This window comes from Pseudomonas sp. SDO5522_S412, assembly GCF_054071215.1.
Window position 1 is genome coordinate 1 of the sequence record NZ_JBSVWQ010000124.1, and the last position, 16,920, is coordinate 16,920.

A 16,920-nucleotide genomic window follows, 5' to 3' on the forward strand; every position below is an offset into this window, starting at 1 on the left:
AGTCAATAAATCTGGCACTGATACACCGCCTTCGCGAGCAAGCCCGCTCCCACATTTGAAGATCGTTCCCACGCGGAGCGTGGGAACGATCAGGTCCGAAGAAACGCCAGCATCAACTGATTCACCCGCTCCGCTGCCTCCAGCTGCACCATATGCCCCTGCCCCGGCAGTATCTCCACCTGAGCCTCCAGCCCCTGGGCATGGCTCGCCGGGATGATTGCGTCCTCACTGCCCCAGATCACCAGGCTCGGCTGCTGCCCCACCACACTGCGCAAATCCACCAATTGCCGACCACCGCTGAACAACGCTCCGGTGATCTGCCGCAACGCCTGCTCCACACCCTCCAGGCGCTTGAACTTGAGCATGTCTTCCAGCATCTGCCGAGTCACCAGCGCCGGATCGCTGAACAGTTGCACCAGTTGCGGCTTGAGTGCATTGCGATTGCTCGCGTCGATAAAACCTTGCAGGTAGTCACTGTTGATCTGCGTACCCAACCCAGCGCTGGCGATCAGGGTCAACGACGCCACACGCTGCGGTGCCACCCGCGCGAGGTTCAGGGAAACCAGCCCGCCCATGGAATGCCCGGCGAGGTGTACCCGGTCAACCTTCAGATAATCCAGCAGTGCCAATACCGCCTGGCTCAGCTCCTCAAGCTCGCCCGTTTGCAGGTACTTGCCCGACTCGCCATGCCCCGGCAAATCCAGGGCGATCACCCGCCGCTCAGCCGCGAGCACCGGGTGATTGAACAGCCAGTTATTCAGGTCGCCACCAAAGCCGTGCACCAGCACCAGCGGTGTGCCGCCCTCCCCGAGGTCCAGATAGCGCAGCAGGCGCCCGCCCACCTCGACCTTCTGTGCCGATGGCCCGCTGGCTTCAGCCTCGGCGGCACTGGAAACGAACCCCGCCTGGAACGCCTCGATCACCCCATCAATCTCGGCCTCGCTGGCCTCGCCTTCCACCACGATTGCCAGCAATGCCCCCACGGGCAATGTCTCATCGCTCTGGGCCAACACCCGCCGCAGCACCCCGCTGAAGGGTGCCTCGACACTGCTGGAAATCTTGTCGGTCTCGACATCCAGCACTTCTTCACCCTTCTCCACCGGGTCGCCCGGCTGCTTGAGCCAGACATCAACCCGGCCCTCGGTCATCGACAGCCCCCACTTGGGCATGGTCAGTGTATGGATCATGCGGCATTCCTCTTGTCGGCGATCTTCAGCACCGCAGCTTCGATCTTCGCCGCGTTGGGGATGTACAGGTCCTCCAGGGCATCGGAGAACGGCACCGGCGTGTGAGGCGCGGTGACCATTTCGATCGGCGCGCGCAGGAAGCCGAACGCCCGTTGCGCCACCAATGCACTGATGTCCGTGGCAATCGAGCAACGTGGGTTGGACTCGTCGATCACCACCAGGCGCCCGGTTTTCTCCACGCTTTCAAGGATGCTGTCTTCGTCCAGCGGGCTGGTGGTGCGCAGGTCCAACACTTCGCAGTCGATACCCTGGCGCGCCAGATTGGCGGCGGCTTCCAGGGCGATGTGCACCATGCGCCCGTAGGTCACCAGGGTTACATCGTTGCCTTCACGCACGTAGTTGGCTTCGCCGAACGGCACGGTGTACAGCTCTTCCGGCACTTCGCCCTGGAGGCTGTAGAGCATTTTGTGTTCGAGGAAAATCACCGGGTCGTTGTCGCGGATCGCCTGGATCAGCATGCCCTTGGCGTCATAGGGCGTGGCCGGGCACACCACCTTGAGCCCGGGAATATGCGTCCACATCGAGGTGAGCATCTGCGAATGCTGGGCCGCCGCACGCAGGCCGGCGCCGTACATGGCGCGCACCACCAGCGGCGTGGTGGTCTTGCCACCGAACATATAGCGAAACTTCGCCGCCTGGTTGAGCAACTGGTCGAGGCAGCAGCCGATAAAGTCGACGAACATCAACTCGCACACCGGGCGCATGCCACGGGTGGCTGCACCGACGGCCATGCCCACATAACCGACCTCGGAAAGTGGCGCGTCGAGCACGCGGTCGGGGAACTCCGGATACAGCCCCTTGGTGACGCCGAGCACGCCACCCCAGGCGTCCTGTTCACCGGGCGAACCGGTGCCGCCGGACACGTCCTGGCCGATGATGAACACGCTCTGGTCGCGGCGCATCTCTTGGGCCAGGGCTTCGTTGATTGCCTGCTGATAGCTGATTTTTCTAGCCATGATGACTTCTCCACGGATTGTTTTTGTAGTGGGTGACGGTTAGCGGTAGGCGACGTAGACATCGCTCAGCAGGTCGGCGGCCTGGGGTTTGGGATCGGACTTGGCCAGGCGCACGGCGTCTTCGATCAGCTGCGCGACTTCGGTGTCGATGCGTTCGAACTGAGCCGCGTCGAGCCAGCCTTCGGCGGTGCAGCGCTGGCGAAACAGGCTCAGGCAGTCGCCGGTTTCCCGCAGGTTTTTCACTTCGTCCGGGCCGCGATAGGTTTGCGCATCGCCTTCGAAGTGGCCGTAGAAACGGCTCAGTTTGACCTCCACCAGCGTCGGCCCTTTACCGCTGCGGGCACGCTCTACCGCAACGCCGAGGGCGGCGTGCACGGCAAAAAAGTCGTTGCCGTCGACAATCACCCCCGGCATGCCAAAACCCACGGCGCGCTCGGCAATGTCCTTGCAGGCCACCGACCAGCCGGACCCGGTGGCTTCGGCATAACCGTTGTTCTCGGCCACGAACAGGCACGGCAGGTTCATGATCGAGGCCAGGTTCATCGCTTCGAACACCGCCCCCTCGTTGGAGCCGCCGTCGCCGAAAAACGCGACCGCCACCCCCGCGCTGCCCTTGAGCTTGGCCGCCAGCGCCGCACCGGCTGCCAGCGGCGCCCCGGCACCCACAATGCCGTTGGCGCCGAGCATGCCCTTCTCCTGGTCGGCGATGTGCATGGAGCCGCCCTTGCCGCCGCAGACGCCGGTCTTCTTGCCGTAGATCTCGGCCATCATGCCGAACACATCCACGCCCTTGGCGATGCAATGGCCGTGGCCACGGTGGTTGGAGGCGATGCAATCTTCATCGTTGAGGTGGGCCATGACCCCGGCGGCGCTGGCCTCCTGGCCGGCATACAAATGCACGAAACCGGGAATCTCGCCGGTGGCGAATTCCACGTGCAGGCGTTCTTCGAAATCACGGATGGTGCGCATCACGGTGTAGGCATGGAGCAATTGATCGGTGGACAGGTGAGTGGACATCTTGTTGTTCTCCAGGTTGTCTCGACACACAAAAGGCTGGATCAGGCCAGCTGCAAGGCACTCAGCACGGCCTGTGCCAACCCGTTGGAAAACCCGGGAAAGCCTTGACCCAGAGCAGTTGCCTGGAAGCGTGGACGTGCCACTGTGGGCCGTTCAATGAGACGCGCCGTTGCAACCTGCCCGCAGCGTCTGCGGCGCAATGAGACGCTGCGTCTCACCTCGGGCAGTTGGTCAGGCCGGCCTTGTTCCTCCCGGCCCATGGGCGCTTAATGGCGGGCATAACAACAAGGATCGAGAACCGGAGGCTTCCATGCTCGCCGTGAACTCCAAGGACCATGTCGACTGTGTCAGCCGCGTGGTACGCAACGCCGACCGCCTGCCCCAGGCGCCGGTGCCGTCGCTGATTTTTGATTCCTGGCGCCGCTCCATGGAGCAGCACCACCTCGACCCCGGTTCCCTGCAAGGGCCGCGCATCCTCACCAGCACCCTGCTCAAGGAATGCCGCGAACGCGCCGAGCTGTTCATGCGCATCGCCAGTGAGGAAGTCGGGCAGATTCACAACCGGGTGCGCCACGCCGATTACTGCGTGATGCTTACCGACGCCCAGGGCCAGACCATCGACCATCGTGTGGACGCCGGCATTCGCAACGACTGCCGCAAGGCCGGCCTGTACCTGGGCACCTGCTGGTCGGAAGCCGAGGAAGGCACCTGTGGCGTGGCCACGGTGCTGACCAGCAAGGCCGCGGTCACCGTGCACAAGCGCGACCACTTTCGTGCGGCGTTTATCGGCCTGACCTGCTCTGCCGCCCCCATCTTTGATCCCCAGGGCAACCTGCTGGGCGTGATGGACGCCTCCGCCCTGAAATCGCCGGATGACCGGCGCAGCCAGCACCTGGTGCGGCAGATGGTGGCGCAAAGCGCGCGGGCCATCGAGAACGCGTTTTTCATGCACAGCGCCCGGCAACATTGGGTGTTGCAGGCCCACAGCACGCCCGGTTACGTCGACAGCCAGCCGGACATGCTGCTGGCGTGGGATCAGGATGGGCGGCTGCAAGCCTTGAACAGCAAGGCGCGGCAGGCCCTGAGGTTGCGCTTCGGGCAATTGCCGGAGCATATCGGCGAAGTGTTTGACCTGGACGCGTTGCGCGCCGTGACCGATCAATCGACGCAGCAGTTGCATTGGCTCGGCGAGCCGGGGGCGTTGCAGGTACGGGTCAGCGCGCCGCGGCGTAAGGCTGCACGTGCGACGGTGTCTTCGAGTCATCAGGTAGACCCGCGAGTAGAAGAACATCTGCGCCTGGCCGTGCGGGTCAAGGACCGCAACCTGCCGGTGCTGGTCCAGGGCGAAACCGGCGCCGGCAAGGAAGTGTTTGCCCGCCAGTTGCATGAACGCAGTGCCCGTCGCGACGGCCCCTTTGTGGCGGTGAACTGCGCGGCGATCCCGGAAAACCTGATCGAGAGCGAACTGTTCGGCTACGTGGCCGGGGCATTTACCGGTGCCTCCAGCAAGGGCATGACCGGGCTGCTGTTGCAGGCCGATGGCGGCACGTTGTTTCTCGACGAGATCGGCGACATGCCGCTGGCGTTGCAGACGCGACTGCTGCGGGTAATGGCCGAAGGTGAAGTGGCGCCGCTGGGCGGGGCAAAAACCCGGGCGGTGGATATCCAGGTGATCTGCGCCAGCCATCGGGACTTGGCGGCGCTGGTGAGTGCTGGAAGCTTTCGCGAGGATTTGTATTTCCGGTTGGGCTGTGCGCGGTTCTGTGTGCCGCCATTGCGCGAGCGCATGGACAAACTGGCATTGATCAATCGGCTTCTGGAGCAGGAGGCGCGGCACAGCGGTGTTGCGGTCGGGATCGCGGCAGCGGCGCTGGAGTCGCTGCTGGGTTATGCCTGGCCGGGGAATGTGCGGCAACTGCGGCATGTATTGGCATACGCCTGTGCGGTGTGCGACGGCGGGACAATTCAACTGGCGGATTTGCCGGTGGAAGTTCGTGGTGACGCGGTTGCGGTGGAAACATCGGAAAGCGTCAGCCCGGAACGGCAGTTGGTGCTGGACGCACTGATTCGGCATCGGTGGAAGCCGCTGGCGGCGGCGCAGGCGTTGGGGATTTCCAGGGCGACCTTGTATCGGCGGGTTAACCAGCTGGGTATCGACATGCCCGGCAAGCACTGACCCAACACGGTCAAAAATGTGGGAGCGGGCTTGCTCGCGAAGACGGTGTACCAGTCAACATTTCCGGTGACTGACACTCCGCCTTCGCGAGCAAGCCCGCTCCCACATTTTTTGACCGAGTGATTCCGCCAGCTCAGCGGTACAGAATCCCGCCATCAATCAACGGCGATTGCCCGGTCATGTAATCCGAATCCGGCCCCGCCAGGTACGACACCAGCCCCGCTACATCCTCCGGCGTTTCCGCCCGGCCCAACGCAATCCCGTCCACATACTTCTTGTACGTCGCCCCCACCTCGGCGCCGGTAATCTCGGCCATGCGCTTGTCGATCTCGACCCACATGTCGGTGCCCACCACACCCGGGCAGTAGGCGTTGACGGTAATCCCGTCAATGGCCAGTTCCCTCGCCGCGGCCTGGGTCAGCGCACGCACGGCAAACTTGGTGGCCGAGTACACCCCCAGCAGCGCAAAGCCTTCATGGCCGGCAATCGAGCAGGCATTGATGATCTTGCCCTTCTGCTTCAGCGCCTTGAATTTCTTGCCTGCGGCCTGGATGCCCCAAAGCGTGCCCTGCACGTTGATATGCAACGTGCGGTCGACCTGTTCCGGGGTTACGTCCAGCAGTGCGTCAATCTGTGCGACACCGGCGTTGTTGATGATGATGTCGAAGCCGCCCAGGGTCCGGTGGGCATGGTCCACCGCCGCGACCACTTGCTCCAGCTTCGAGACATCGGCGACATACACCGAGGCCTTGCGCCCCAGTGCAACGACTTCGGCCGCCACCGCTTCAATCTTCGCGCTGTTGATGTCCACCAACGCAATGTCGGCGCCGTCCCGCGCCAGGCGCAGGGCGATGGCCCGGCCGATGCCTTGCCCGGCGCCGGTCACCAGTGCAACTTTTCCAGCGATACTCATGACGATCTCCTTCAACGGTGAGAGAAGCCTTGTCTATCGCAGTTGCCAGGGGCCGCTGTCGAGCAGCAGCAGGATTGATCTGCGGGCTGAGACGGGACGTCTCAAAGCGAACCATTCTCGAAAACTTGTAAAACGCCGCCGTTATGCCTAGCTTATGCGCCCTCCGCTCTGCGCTCTCAGGCCTTCCCCCATGGTTTTGCGTCTTCGCCCCGCTGCCCCTTCACGTTTTGCCCTCGGCCTGTTGCTCAGCGCAGGTATTGGAAGCAGCCAGGCGGCTGATATCGAGCTGCCGGAGGTGAAGGTCCAGGGCCAGGATGAATCCGGCTATAACACCGACACCGCGTCGGTGGGCGCTTTCAATGAGGCGCCGTTGCTCGACACGCCGGCCTCGATCGCGGTGTTCAACGAGTCGTTGATCAAGGACCAGCAGGCGCGCTTGCTCAGCGAAGTGCTGCGCAATGACGCCTCGGTGGGCGACAGCTATGCGCCCATCGGCTACTACGAAAACTTCGTGGTGCGCGGTTTCTCGCTGAATGCCGCCAGCAGTTACAAGATCAATGGCCGCACCATCACCGGCGAGCAGAACGTTGCCCTGGAGAACAAGCAGCTCGTGGAGCTGCTCAAGGGATTGTCGGGTATGCAAAGCGGGATTTCCGAGCCCAGCGGCGTGATCAATTACGTGACCAAGCGCCCGGAGGATGTGCGCTCGGTGACGGTGTCCACCGATGATCGCGGCAGTGGTTACCTGGCCACCGACGTGGGCGGCTGGTTTGGCAGCGAGCAGCAGTTCGGCCTGCGCGCCAACGTGGCCCATGAAGACCTGCATTCCTATGTCGAACATGCCAATGGCCACCGGGATTTCCTGTCCCTGGCGTTCGACTGGAACATCAGCCCCGACGCGGTATTGCAGCTGGATGCCGAGTATCAGAACAAGCAACAGCGCTCGGTGCCGGGTTATCAGTTGCTGGGCGGGACCGAGGTGCCGCACCACGCGTCGCCGAAAAAACTGCTGGGGCATCAGAGCGGTGCGAATCAGGTAGGGATTGATTCGCTGAACCTCAACGGCAAGTTTGAATATCGCTTCAGTGACCAGTGGAAAGGCAGCGTCAGCGCGGCGCGCAGCAAGGTGGTGATTGATGATTACAGTTCGTTTGCGTGGGGCTGCTACGGGTCCGCGAGCTGTGCCGGGGCCAAGGTACCGAACTACTTCAGCCCGGAAGGCAACTACGATATCTATGACTTCCGCAGCCCTGATGACACCCGGCGCGATGATGAAATCCAGGCCGCGATGACCGGGTTGTTCAATACCGGTGGCCTGGGGCATGAGTTGACGTTTGGCAGCAGTGCGTTTCGGCGAGTGGTGGACAAGCGCGAATCGGTCAACGAGATGATTGGCTCCGGCAATATCAATCAGGACCCGGAAAACTTCGCGCCCACCGATAAGCCCCTGAACGATAGTCATCGCAACCTCGACAGCCGCCAATACGGCCTGTTCGTCACCGACCGCATCAGCTTCAACGAGCAATGGCAGACCATCGTGGGCGGCCGCGAAGTGCGCCTGGACGAAAAGGCTTTCGATGATCAGGGCAACGAGTCGCGCCACACCCGGCAGTATGTGTTCCTGCCCCAGGCGGCGCTGATCTACAAACCGATTGAAAACCTGTCGCTCTACACCAGCTACAGCAAAGGCCTGTCCCTGGGCGGTACCGCGCCGTGGTTTGCCCTGAATAAAGATGAAACCCTCGCCCCGACAGTTTCCCGCCAGATCGAAGCCGGGGTGAAATACGACTGGCGCCGCATCAGCTTTGCCGCCGCGATCTTCCAGACTCGCCAGGCCTATCAATATGCCAGGCCGGATGACGCCGGCGACTACACCTACGTGCAACAGGGCGAGCAGAAAAACACCGGCCTGGAATTGTCCGCCAACGGCTGGGCCACCCAGCGCTTGCAGATCGCCGCCAGCGTCGCGGCCATCCGTGCACGGGTGACGGGCAGCGGCACGCCGGAATACGAAGGCCATCAAGCGATCAACGTGCCGAAACTGCGGGCCAGTCTGTACGCCGACTACGCCCTGCCCTGGGTCGACGGCCTGGCGCTGCTCGGCGGCGTGCAATACAGCGCCAACAAGTACGCCAATCGCACCGGTGATGTGGAAGTGGACGACTACGCCATCGTCAACGTCGGCAGCCGCTACACCACCAAACTCGATGGCTATGAAACGGTGTTTCGCCTGAGCGTCGACAACCTGTTCGACAAGCGTTACTGGCGAGATGCCGGCGAATACATGGGCGATGACTACCTGTTCCAGGGTGCGCCGTTGACGGCGCGCTTGAGTGCCACGGTCAATTTCTGACGGTACGCGGGATCGCCAGGCATAGCGCCGCCAAGGCGCACACCAACAGGGTCCAGCCCAACTGCTGGACCCAGGCTGCCAGGGTCAACCCCACCCCGATCACCAGGTAATACAGCAAACCGAACAAGGCACCGGCGGTGCCAAGGCGGTCGCGATAAGCCGTGAGTGCCGCCCCCAGGACATTGGGAATCGCCATGCCGAAGGCCATGACCACCAACAGCATCGGCAACACGAACAGCCAACGGTCCTGTAACAGCACCACCAGCACGCTGCCCACTAACATCACGCCACCGGCTGCCAGCACCAGCTGTTCGCTGCCGGCCCCGCGCTTGAGCAACCCCTTGTTGAGCCAGGCCCCAAGCCCCGAGCCCAACGCCAGCAGGACGCCGCTGTAGCCGAACTGCTCGGCAGACAACCCCAGGCGCTGGAACACAAACGGCCCCAGGCTGTAATAGCTGAACAGCGCGATATTGAAGACCGCGACCAGCCCCACCGAACGCCACAGCGCCGCATCCTTGAGCATCAGGCCCAGGGTGCCGCGCAACGACGCTGTGGGCAGCGAGGCCGGGCGGGTTTCCGGCAAGGCCCACAGGCACCAGGCCAATAACGTCAGCGCCAGCAGCAACAAGCCTGTGAGCACCCCGCGATAGCCAAAGTGCTGCACCAGGCCCGCGCCAGTGAACAGGCCAATGGCGGGGCTGGCCGCCAGGGCAATGCCCACGACTGAAAACACCTGCGCCAGCCCGGCACCGCTGAAGCGGTCGCGCAGCACGGTTTGCGTCACCACCGACCCCACCGCCGCACCAAACGCCGCCACCGCCTGGGCCAGCAACAGGCCGTTGAACGAACGCACGCCCAAGGCCAGCGCTGTGGCCGCGCCATAAAGGGCCAACCCGGCCAGCATCACCGGGCGCCGGCCGAAGCGGTCACACAAGCGTCCCCACACCACGACCCCGAACGCGAAGGCCAGAAAGTACACCGACAAGGTCTGCCCCGCCGCCTCGGGCCCTACCGCAAACGCCTGGCCGATATCCGCCAGCGCAGGGCTATACAGGGTTTGTGCGATTTGCGGGAACATCAGCAGCGCCACCGCCAGCACCAGCAAGTTTTTCAACATCATCCAGACGCTCTTCACGAGTAAACAGGCCAGGGAGTCTAAACAGCGGCAGCTGGCGTATTATCCAGACTTCGACACCTTATCAATGAAATCGGACATCCCATGGCATGGCTGGCGGCGCAGACACCTTTCGATCCCGACCGCTTCGACGCGCCCGTGGTGGGCATCGCCGCCCTGCTGGGTGATCACGACTCCGGTGTACATCAGCATCAGCGCGGGCAATTGCTGTTCACCCAACAGGGCTGCACGCGCATTACCCTGGCCAACCAACTGTGCCTGTTGCCGCCCACTCGGGCAGCGTGGATTCCCGGCGGTGTGCCGCACCGGGCAGTGATGCAACAGACCGTGGATTACCGTTCGGTGTATGTCAGCCCGGCATTGGCCGGGCAGTTGCCGGCACAAGTGCGGGTGATTGAGGTGAGTGCGCTGCTGCGGGCGGTGCTGGAGCCCATGGCAATGGCGGCGTTCGACACCGATTGGCAACAGGGCAAATACGCGCATTTGCTGGCGCTGTGCCTGAGTGAAATCCGCGAGGCAGTCGAGCAACCGCTGCTGCTGCCCCTGCCCACGGACAAACGCCTGGCGCCGTTATTGCAGAACCTCGACGCGCTGCCACCGGAGCTGCAAGCCTTGCAACGCCAGGTGGCCGCCAGCGGCAAAACCATCGGCCGGATCTTCCTGCGGGAAACCGGCATGGGCTATCAGCAATGGCGCCAGCAGTGGCGCCTGATGCGCGCCATCGAGCTGCTCGCCACCGGGCGCAGTCTCGGGTACTGCGCCTTTGAGTTGGGCTTTGCCAGTGACAGTGCGCTGATCGCCTTCTTCAAGGCCATGACCGGCGCCACGCCACGGGGTTACTTCAAGTGAATGCCGACTGGCTGTAACCCGGTGGTAGATCGGCTTCATTGATCGTTCCCTCGCTCTGCGTGGGAATGCATCCCGTGACGCTCCGCGTCACCCGTACGCAAGACTTGAGCCTTGCATCGCCCGCTGGACGCAGAGCGTCCGGGGCGGCATTCCCACGCAGAGCGCGGGAACGATCAGTCATCCCGGCGTCTTGTCGGGTTATTTAGGCATCTTGCGAAAACCCACCGCCAGACGGTTCCAGCTGTTGATGGTGGCGATCGCCACGCTCAGGTCGACTTGCTCTTGCGGGCTGAAGTGGGCGGCCAGTTCGGTGAAGTCTGCATCCGGTGCGTGGGTCTGGCTCAGCAGGGTCAGGCTTTCGGCCCAGGCCAGCGCGGCACGTTCACGGGGGGTGAAGAACGGCGTTTCACGCCAGGCCGACACGGTGTACAGGCGACGCTCGGTCTCGCCCCCCTTGCGGGCGTCGGCGGTGTGCATGTCGAGGCAGAAGGCGCAGCCGTTGATCTGCGACACACGCAGGCGCACCAGTTCCAGCAGCGGCAGTTCGATGGACAGTTTGCCGACGGCAGCCTCCAGGGCCAGCATGGCTTTCATGGCATCCGGGGAGGCGGTGTAGAAGTCGGTACGAGCTTGCATGGTGATACTCCAGAACAGTGGGGATTGGTGTCTAGAGTAGTGACGAGGGGGCATTGGACAAATAGCCAATCCGGGGAAAGATCAGGTAGCCAATGGGGCCAATCCTGACGATCACCCCGGCCCTGCGCCTTCACCGCGAAACGCACTGGGGCTCAGCCCGGTCCAGCGCTTGAACGCCCGCCGAAAACTGCGCACATCGCTGTAGCCAACTTCCTCGGTGATCCGTTCGATGGACAACCCCGGGTTGCTCAGCAAGCCCATGGTCCTTGCCCTGCGCACCTGTTCCAGCAAGCCCTCGAACGTCAGCCCATGCTCGGTCAGGCGCCGGCGCAAGGTACGCCCGCTCATGTTCAAGTCACTGGCGACCTTTTCCAGCTGGCTGCCCTGCAAATCCCGGGAAATCGCGCGCTCCACCGCCTGGATCAAATCCATTTTCTGATGCAGTTGCGCGCTTTCCAGTTCCAGCAGTTCCAGGGCCTGGCGCAAGGCCAGGGCATGGTGATTGGGCAGCCGCACATCCAGCCAGTGGCTGGCCAGGACCATGCGGTTATGCAGGCAGCCAAAACGCACATCCGCACCCAACAGCTGGTGATAGTCAGCGACATAGCTGGGCGCGGCGTGGATAAATTCGACCCGCAGCGGCATGAAGCCCTCGCCCACCAGGGCGCGGCCATACACCATCAGGCTGGCGAAGAACTCCTCGGCGGCAAACACCTGCACCTCGGCGTAGGGCAGCAGGCATTCGATATCGACGAAAACTTCCTGGGGGCCTTCATGGGTGCGCGAGGTGGCGATACCACCGGAGGTGTGCTGATGACGTTCCCCGATGGCAAACGCATCGCGCAACGTCTTGCACAGTGAAATCACATGGCCGAGCAGGCCCAGGGTGCCGAGTACGTTCTGATGGCCTACCCACAGGCCCAGCCCCTGGTCGGGCAACACCTTGAGTGCACGCTGGATCATCGCTACCGCTTGGCGATAGGAAATGCGCTGGGCCGGGTCGTCCAGGTCGGCCAAAGTAAATCCCAGGCCACGACACAGGTGCTCGGCGCTCGCGCCTTTTTGCGCGACCACTTGGCCGAGGGTTTGCAGCAGAAATGGCGAGACCAGGGCCAGGTCATAGTGCGGATCAACGGCTTTCCTTTGCATGGATCTTCGATTCCCGACTGAGTGCTTCAGTTCTTGTTTTGGAAACATCCTGACAATCATAGGCTCTTGCAAGAACTGCTGCACTCTGGATGAAAGCTGTCCGCCAAAGTCCCCCTATGTGGCCGCCAATACCCTGCCCCGCTGGCCGTTCAGGGCTTATTTCTATAGGCAGCGTCGTCCTGATAATAATAATGAGCCCAGACATGAACACGACCCGTGCGTTTTACCCCGTGCAACTCGCCCTGTTGACCCTCATCAGCCTGCCGGCCCTGGCCACCGAAGGCGGCGTCGACAACATCGGCCCCGGCACCGATGGCTTCTACATCCTGCCGCTGGACGTCAACAACCTGCCCGACCACATGTTCGCCTTCAACATCTATTACAACCATTACGAAGCCAGGAAGCTCGATATCAGCTCGTTGGGTGGCAAGGTGCCGGACGTGAAGATCAAGTCCGACGCGATCATCCCGCGCCTGGATTACCTCAGCCCGTTGCGGGTATTCGGCGGGCGCCTGGGCGGCTACATCGCCCAGCCGTACCTGAAGCAACAGGTGTCGCTGTTCGGCATGTCCGACACCCGGGAAAGCATGGGCGACACCACCGTGGCGCCGATCATCCTCTGGGACCTGGGCAGGAACCTGACAGTGGGCACCGCCCTGGAAATCACCCTGCCCACCGGCGAATACGACGCCACGCGCCTGGCCAATACCAGCAACAATTTCTACACCTACAAACCGTTGGTGTCGGCGACCTGGATGCCCAACGAGCGCACCGAGCTGTCGATCAAGACCACCTACAGCTTCAACAAGGAAAACCCCGACACCCATTACCGTTCGGGGCAGATTTTTCACTTCGACTACTCGGCCAGCTACAAGGTGACGGATAACCTCAGCCTTGGGCTCAACGGCTACTACCTCAAGCAGACCACCGACGATAAGCAATACGGGCATACCGTGGTGAACATCTATGGCGAAGATGTGGATGACGGGGTCAAGGGCCAGGTGTTTGCGATCGGTCCGGCGGTGTATTTCACCTTCCTCAAGTATGCGAGTGCCGAGGTGCGCTGGGCCAAGGAGTTTGATGTGCAGAACCGGCCGGAAGGCGACATGTTGTGGGCGAAGTTGACGATTCCGTTTGCCTTGTAAACCCGGCAAAAACTGTAGGAGCGAGCTTGCTCGCGAAAAACGTCAACGATAACGCGGGCCGTCTGGATGAACGCGTCGTCCTTGGGTTTTTCGCGAGCAAGCTCGCTCCTACAGTGGGACGGCGTTGTCAGGTGTAGACCGGCCAGGTATCGACGATTTTCCCGCCCCGCACTGCCAGCAAATCCCCGAACTGCAGCAGCACAAACTCACTCTGGGTCGGGCGAAGAAACACCTGGTCTTCCACGTTCAGCCCCACCTTGGGCGAACCATTGACCATCTCCTGATTGGAGCTGCGCCCATACAGGTCATTACTCTGCAAGCCCCTAGGCGATTCAAACTCCGCCATCCAGTTGCCCCCATAAATAAAGAACGTGGCGCGCTGATTCGCATCCCACCACGAGAACAACCGCGACTTGCCGTCCAGCGCCGGAATGTCCACCGGCCCGGTGCTTTTCAACACGGGCGTGGCGATATAGGCCGCCGGCACATGCTCGCTCAGCGACGGCAAGTCATAGTGCGTCGGCTTGAGCAACGCCGTGCCCACCGACACCTCGCTGCTGAGCTTCTCCTGCTCGTGAATGCGATAGCTCGGGCTGCCTGCCGTATTCAACGTCAGCCCGTCGCGCCACAGCGGCGCAAAGTGCTGGCGGGTGTAATCCACATAGCCGTTGTAGCGCTGCATGACTTTGTCGAACAGGTCCTGGGGCGAGCCGAGAATCCCCGGCACGCCCATGCCCACGAACGGGTCGTAGCCCATGAACCCACTGAATTCCAGCTGCTGCGGATGAGCGCTGATCAGCGTGAGCATTTGCCCCAGTACCGCGTTGTCGCTGATGCCGCCGCGATGCAGGCCCACATCCAGCTCGATATTGACCCGTAGTTTCGTGCCCAATCCCTGGGCCAGCGCCAGGTATTGTTGCAAGCGCTCGGGGGTGTCCAGCAGCCATTGCAGCTGCCGGGACGGATCGAACGGGCCCTTGTGGGTTTGGTAAAACAACTCGGCGGAACGCACCGGCAACGGCTTGCCCAGCAGGATGTCCGCATCGGGAAAGACCTGGGCGTCGTGATTCAGAAATGGCTGGTGAAACGACATCAGGCGCTGGGTGCCGGCTCGCTTGGCGATGTACGCCAGCAGCCCCGGCGACGGCAGGGATTTCTCCACCAGCCGCAGGTGTTTGCCGCCGCGCTGCACCGACTGCATCACCACGTCGATGTTGTGGTCCAGGCGATCGAGGTCGATCAGCATCACCGGGCGCATCGGCCCATGGGCCTTGAGTTCCTGGTTGAGGCTGCGGAAATACTCGGTGTAAGGGCTGCCGCGGTCGCCCGGCCTCAGCAAGATGTCACCACCCACCAGCAACACGCCGGTGCCGAGCATGAAATGTCTGCGGTTCATCAGGCCACTCCCAGAATAGACGACAGGTGCGCATTGAGGAATTTGCCGCTGGGGTCCAGCTCGCGGCGCACTCGGGTAAATTCCTCCCAGCGCGGATACAGCGGCTGCAAGGTGCGCGCATTGAGGGTGTGCAACTTGCCCCAGTGCGGGCGACCGGCGTATTTCCAGAAGATCGGTTCTACGGCGGCGAAGAAGTTGTGGTGGTCCATGGTGTAGTGCTGGTGCACGGAAATCGAACAGCTGTCGCGGCCCTCGAACATGCTCAGCGGAATGTCATCGGCCTTGACGTAGCGGTACTCGATGGGAAACCAGGTGCGCAGGTCCTTGTCGTTGATCAGCTTGAGGATTTCCCGCAGGCACGCCGGCCCGTGCTCGGCGGGCACCGAATATTCCATCTCGTTGAACCGCACGTTGCGCACGTTGGCGTACACCTGGAACGACTCGGCCACGCGGTCATCGAAGCTGGCAAAAAAGCGCAGGCTGTTGAGCAAGGTACGCCGGGCCTCAGGGAAATCGCTGCCGTATTTGTCGAGTTTCTCGATGATCGACACAAACTCGTTGCCGCCCGCCTCCGCCGGGTCGATGGGCGGGGTTTCGGGGTCGGTGGTTTCGTTCAGGGCGATGGACAGGGCGTAGTCGGAATGGGTCACCACGAGCATTTCCCAGTGCTGGTTTTCCCGGGTGTTCTTTGCCACGTCCTCCAGCAGTTCTTCAGTCTTGGCGATCCACTGGCGCTCCCGCAGGCGGTACGGTGCGCGGTTTTGCAGGCGGACCTGGGTGGCCACGCCGAGGGCGCCGAGGGACACCCGGGCGGCACTGAACACCTCGGGGTGGCGGTTGGCGTCGCACTCCAGCACCTCACCCTGGGCGGTCACCAGTTGCAGGCCGGTGACGCAACCGGAATATGAGGTGAAGCCCACGCCGGTGCCATGAGTGGAAGTGGAGATCGCCCCGGCCAGGGTCTGGTAGTCGATATCCGCCATGTTCGGCAGCGCCTGCCCGACGTCTTTCAAGGCCTGGCCCATGCGCGACATCGGCGTGCCGGCGGCGAAGGTGGCCTGCAAGGTTTGCGGGTCGTGATCCAGCAGGCCATTGAAGTAGCTCAGGGACAGCAACGTGCCGTCGGTGGGCACCAGGGCACTGAACGAATGGCCCGAGCCCACCGGCCGCACCTTGCCCGGTGCCTGGCCGATGACCTGCACCAGTTCATCAAGGTTCTTCGGCGCCAGCCGCGCCAGGGGCAGACAGGTTTGCGCCCCCGACCAATTGCGCCAGGGAATCAGCCGCGGTGCCCGGGCCAGCTGGGCCAGCACCGGGTTACTGGTCAATGCCATGAACGCGCCGGCTACCGCGCCGCGCTGCAATAATTCTCGCCGTGAAAGCCCCATCGCCTACCCCGTTATTCTTATTGGATGTGTTGACCCGACATAAAGCTGATCAGCCCCAGGAATTGCTCTTCGGAGCACTGCACGCACATCCCCATCGGGGGCATGCCGTTGTAGCCGTTGATGGTGTGGTCCAGCAGGGTGTCCGGGCCCTGGGCGATGCGCGGGCTCCAGGCCGGGCCGTCACCGGTCAGCGGCGCACCGGAGGCCGGGTTGGCGTGGCACAGCTTGCAACTGGTGTCGTAGACCTGGGCCAGGGCTGCGTCGCTCGGCATGGCATTGGCCGCCGTGGCACGTTCGGGGGGATGTTTCGGTTTGTCGCCACAGGCTGTCAGCAGGCAGGTCACGGCCAGCAGCAGACTGATGCGACGGGGGTTGATTGCCCGCATAGCCACCTTCTCTCTTATTGTGTGAAAGCGTGATCCACACTAAGGCAGCCAGGGCGCGGCGTTGAGGGTATTGGGGGACAGAAAGGGGGCTTGGGCGGACAGTTGATTGAGCCGCAACGCCGATCAAATGTGGGAGCGGGCTTGCTCGCGAATGCGGTGTGTCAGTCACCAAAT

Annotated in this window: 14 protein-coding genes; 4 read left to right on the forward strand and 10 right to left on the reverse strand. The window is 62.6% G+C overall.

Annotation, left to right across the window (positions count from 1 at the left end; all coding sequences use genetic code 11):
* Positions 1 to 89: 89 nt before the first annotated feature.
* Genes ACW9I6_RS21625 through ACW9I6_RS21635 form a run of 3 tightly spaced genes read right to left on the reverse strand, consistent with a single transcriptional unit; the run spans position 90 to position 3,220 of the window.
* Positions 90 to 1,187, reverse strand: coding sequence for an acetoin dehydrogenase dihydrolipoyllysine-residue acetyltransferase subunit (locus ACW9I6_RS21625; RefSeq protein WP_457339798.1), 1,098 nt, complete (start codon positions 1,185 to 1,187; stop codon positions 90 to 92).
* The gene (locus tag ACW9I6_RS21630; protein WP_003219158.1) at positions 1,184 to 2,203 is read right to left on the reverse strand and encodes an alpha-ketoacid dehydrogenase subunit beta; all 1,020 of its coding nucleotides are present in this window, start codon (positions 2,201 to 2,203) and stop codon (positions 1,184 to 1,186) included. The genes ACW9I6_RS21625 and ACW9I6_RS21630 overlap by 4 nt, the downstream gene beginning before the upstream one ends.
* A gap of 39 nt (positions 2,204 to 2,242) precedes the next feature.
* Positions 2,243 to 3,220, reverse strand: coding sequence for a thiamine pyrophosphate-dependent dehydrogenase E1 component subunit alpha (locus ACW9I6_RS21635; protein ID WP_003219159.1), 978 nt, complete (start codon positions 3,218 to 3,220; stop codon positions 2,243 to 2,245).
* Between the two features lie 310 nt (positions 3,221 to 3,530).
* Here ACW9I6_RS21635 and ACW9I6_RS21640 point away from each other — a divergent pair, with 310 nt between their 5' ends.
* On the forward strand, positions 3,531 to 5,396 hold the full coding sequence (locus ACW9I6_RS21640) for a sigma-54-dependent Fis family transcriptional regulator (RefSeq protein ID WP_003219161.1): 1,866 nt from the start codon (positions 3,531 to 3,533) through the stop codon (positions 5,394 to 5,396).
* Between the two features lie 133 nt (positions 5,397 to 5,529).
* On the opposite strand, the gene ACW9I6_RS21645 is transcribed toward ACW9I6_RS21640, so the two are convergent.
* Positions 5,530 to 6,309, reverse strand: a complete 780-nt coding sequence (locus ACW9I6_RS21645) for an acetoin reductase (protein ID WP_457339799.1) — start codon at positions 6,307 to 6,309, stop codon at positions 5,530 to 5,532.
* Positions 6,310 to 6,499: 190 nt separating this feature from the next.
* Between ACW9I6_RS21645 and ACW9I6_RS21650 the strand changes: the two genes are divergently transcribed.
* Complete coding sequence (locus tag ACW9I6_RS21650) at positions 6,500 to 8,662, forward strand: TonB-dependent siderophore receptor (protein WP_457339800.1); 2,163 nt, start codon at positions 6,500 to 6,502, stop codon at positions 8,660 to 8,662.
* Here ACW9I6_RS21650 and ACW9I6_RS21655 read toward each other — a convergent pair.
* Positions 8,652 to 9,782: an MFS transporter gene (locus ACW9I6_RS21655; RefSeq protein WP_003219178.1), complete on the reverse strand. Its 1,131-nt coding sequence runs from the start codon at positions 9,780 to 9,782 to the stop codon at positions 8,652 to 8,654. The genes ACW9I6_RS21650 and ACW9I6_RS21655 overlap by 11 nt on opposite strands.
* 99 nt (positions 9,783 to 9,881) lie before the next feature.
* Here ACW9I6_RS21655 and ACW9I6_RS21660 point away from each other — a divergent pair, with 99 nt between their 5' ends.
* Entirely contained in the window at positions 9,882 to 10,646 is a 765-nt protein-coding gene (locus ACW9I6_RS21660) for an AraC family transcriptional regulator (RefSeq protein ID WP_003219180.1), read from the forward strand.
* A gap of 198 nt (positions 10,647 to 10,844) precedes the next feature.
* Here the strand turns inward: ACW9I6_RS21660 and ACW9I6_RS21665 are convergent, their stop codons facing one another.
* Complete coding sequence (locus ACW9I6_RS21665) at positions 10,845 to 11,282, reverse strand: carboxymuconolactone decarboxylase family protein (RefSeq protein ID WP_003219182.1); 438 nt, start codon at positions 11,280 to 11,282, stop codon at positions 10,845 to 10,847.
* A gap of 111 nt (positions 11,283 to 11,393) precedes the next feature.
* Positions 11,394 to 12,431 (reverse strand): AraC family transcriptional regulator, encoded by a 1,038-nt coding sequence (locus ACW9I6_RS21670; protein WP_008430730.1) that lies wholly within the window; start codon positions 12,429 to 12,431, stop codon positions 11,394 to 11,396.
* A gap of 203 nt (positions 12,432 to 12,634) precedes the next feature.
* Between ACW9I6_RS21670 and ACW9I6_RS21675 the strand changes: the two genes are divergently transcribed.
* A complete protein-coding gene (locus tag ACW9I6_RS21675) occupies positions 12,635 to 13,576 on the forward strand; it encodes a SphA family protein (RefSeq protein ID WP_102368644.1) in 942 nt (313 codons plus the stop codon).
* Between the two features lie 127 nt (positions 13,577 to 13,703).
* Here the strand turns inward: ACW9I6_RS21675 and ACW9I6_RS21680 are convergent, their stop codons facing one another.
* From ACW9I6_RS21680 to ACW9I6_RS21690, 3 genes are all read right to left on the reverse strand, one after another.
* Positions 13,704 to 14,912: a DSD1 family PLP-dependent enzyme gene (locus ACW9I6_RS21680; RefSeq protein WP_177022924.1), complete on the reverse strand. Its 1,209-nt coding sequence runs from the start codon at positions 14,910 to 14,912 to the stop codon at positions 13,704 to 13,706.
* 59 nt (positions 14,913 to 14,971) lie between these two features.
* Positions 14,972 to 16,300, reverse strand: coding sequence for a D-arabinono-1,4-lactone oxidase (locus ACW9I6_RS21685; protein ID WP_177068186.1), 1,329 nt, complete (start codon positions 16,298 to 16,300; stop codon positions 14,972 to 14,974).
* Between the two features lie 77 nt (positions 16,301 to 16,377).
* Positions 16,378 to 16,746 (reverse strand): c-type cytochrome, encoded by a 369-nt coding sequence (locus tag ACW9I6_RS21690; RefSeq protein ID WP_003219191.1) that lies wholly within the window; start codon positions 16,744 to 16,746, stop codon positions 16,378 to 16,380.
* Positions 16,747 to 16,920 lie beyond the last annotated feature (174 nt).

Coding starts and splice junctions, on each gene's coding strand:
- ACW9I6_RS21625 (WP_457339798.1), bottom strand. CDS start 1,187: ATGATCCATACACTGACCATGCCCAAGTGGGGGCTGTCGATGACCGAG.
- ACW9I6_RS21630 (WP_003219158.1), bottom strand. CDS start 2,203: ATGGCTAGAAAAATCAGCTATCAGCAGGCAATCAACGAAGCCCTGGCC.
- ACW9I6_RS21635 (WP_003219159.1), bottom strand. CDS start 3,220: ATGTCCACTCACCTGTCCACCGATCAATTGCTCCATGCCTACACCGTG.
- ACW9I6_RS21640 (WP_003219161.1), top strand. CDS start 3,531: ATGCTCGCCGTGAACTCCAAGGACCATGTCGACTGTGTCAGCCGCGTG.
- ACW9I6_RS21645 (WP_457339799.1), bottom strand. CDS start 6,309: ATGAGTATCGCTGGAAAAGTTGCACTGGTGACCGGCGCCGGGCAAGGC.
- ACW9I6_RS21650 (WP_457339800.1), top strand. CDS start 6,500: ATGGTTTTGCGTCTTCGCCCCGCTGCCCCTTCACGTTTTGCCCTCGGC.
- ACW9I6_RS21655 (WP_003219178.1), bottom strand. CDS start 9,782: ATGATGTTGAAAAACTTGCTGGTGCTGGCGGTGGCGCTGCTGATGTTC.
- ACW9I6_RS21660 (WP_003219180.1), top strand. CDS start 9,882: ATGGCATGGCTGGCGGCGCAGACACCTTTCGATCCCGACCGCTTCGAC.
- ACW9I6_RS21665 (WP_003219182.1), bottom strand. CDS start 11,282: ATGCAAGCTCGTACCGACTTCTACACCGCCTCCCCGGATGCCATGAAA.
- ACW9I6_RS21670 (WP_008430730.1), bottom strand. CDS start 12,431: ATGCAAAGGAAAGCCGTTGATCCGCACTATGACCTGGCCCTGGTCTCG.
- ACW9I6_RS21675 (WP_102368644.1), top strand. CDS start 12,635: ATGAACACGACCCGTGCGTTTTACCCCGTGCAACTCGCCCTGTTGACC.
- ACW9I6_RS21690 (WP_003219191.1), bottom strand. CDS start 16,746: ATGCGGGCAATCAACCCCCGTCGCATCAGTCTGCTGCTGGCCGTGACC.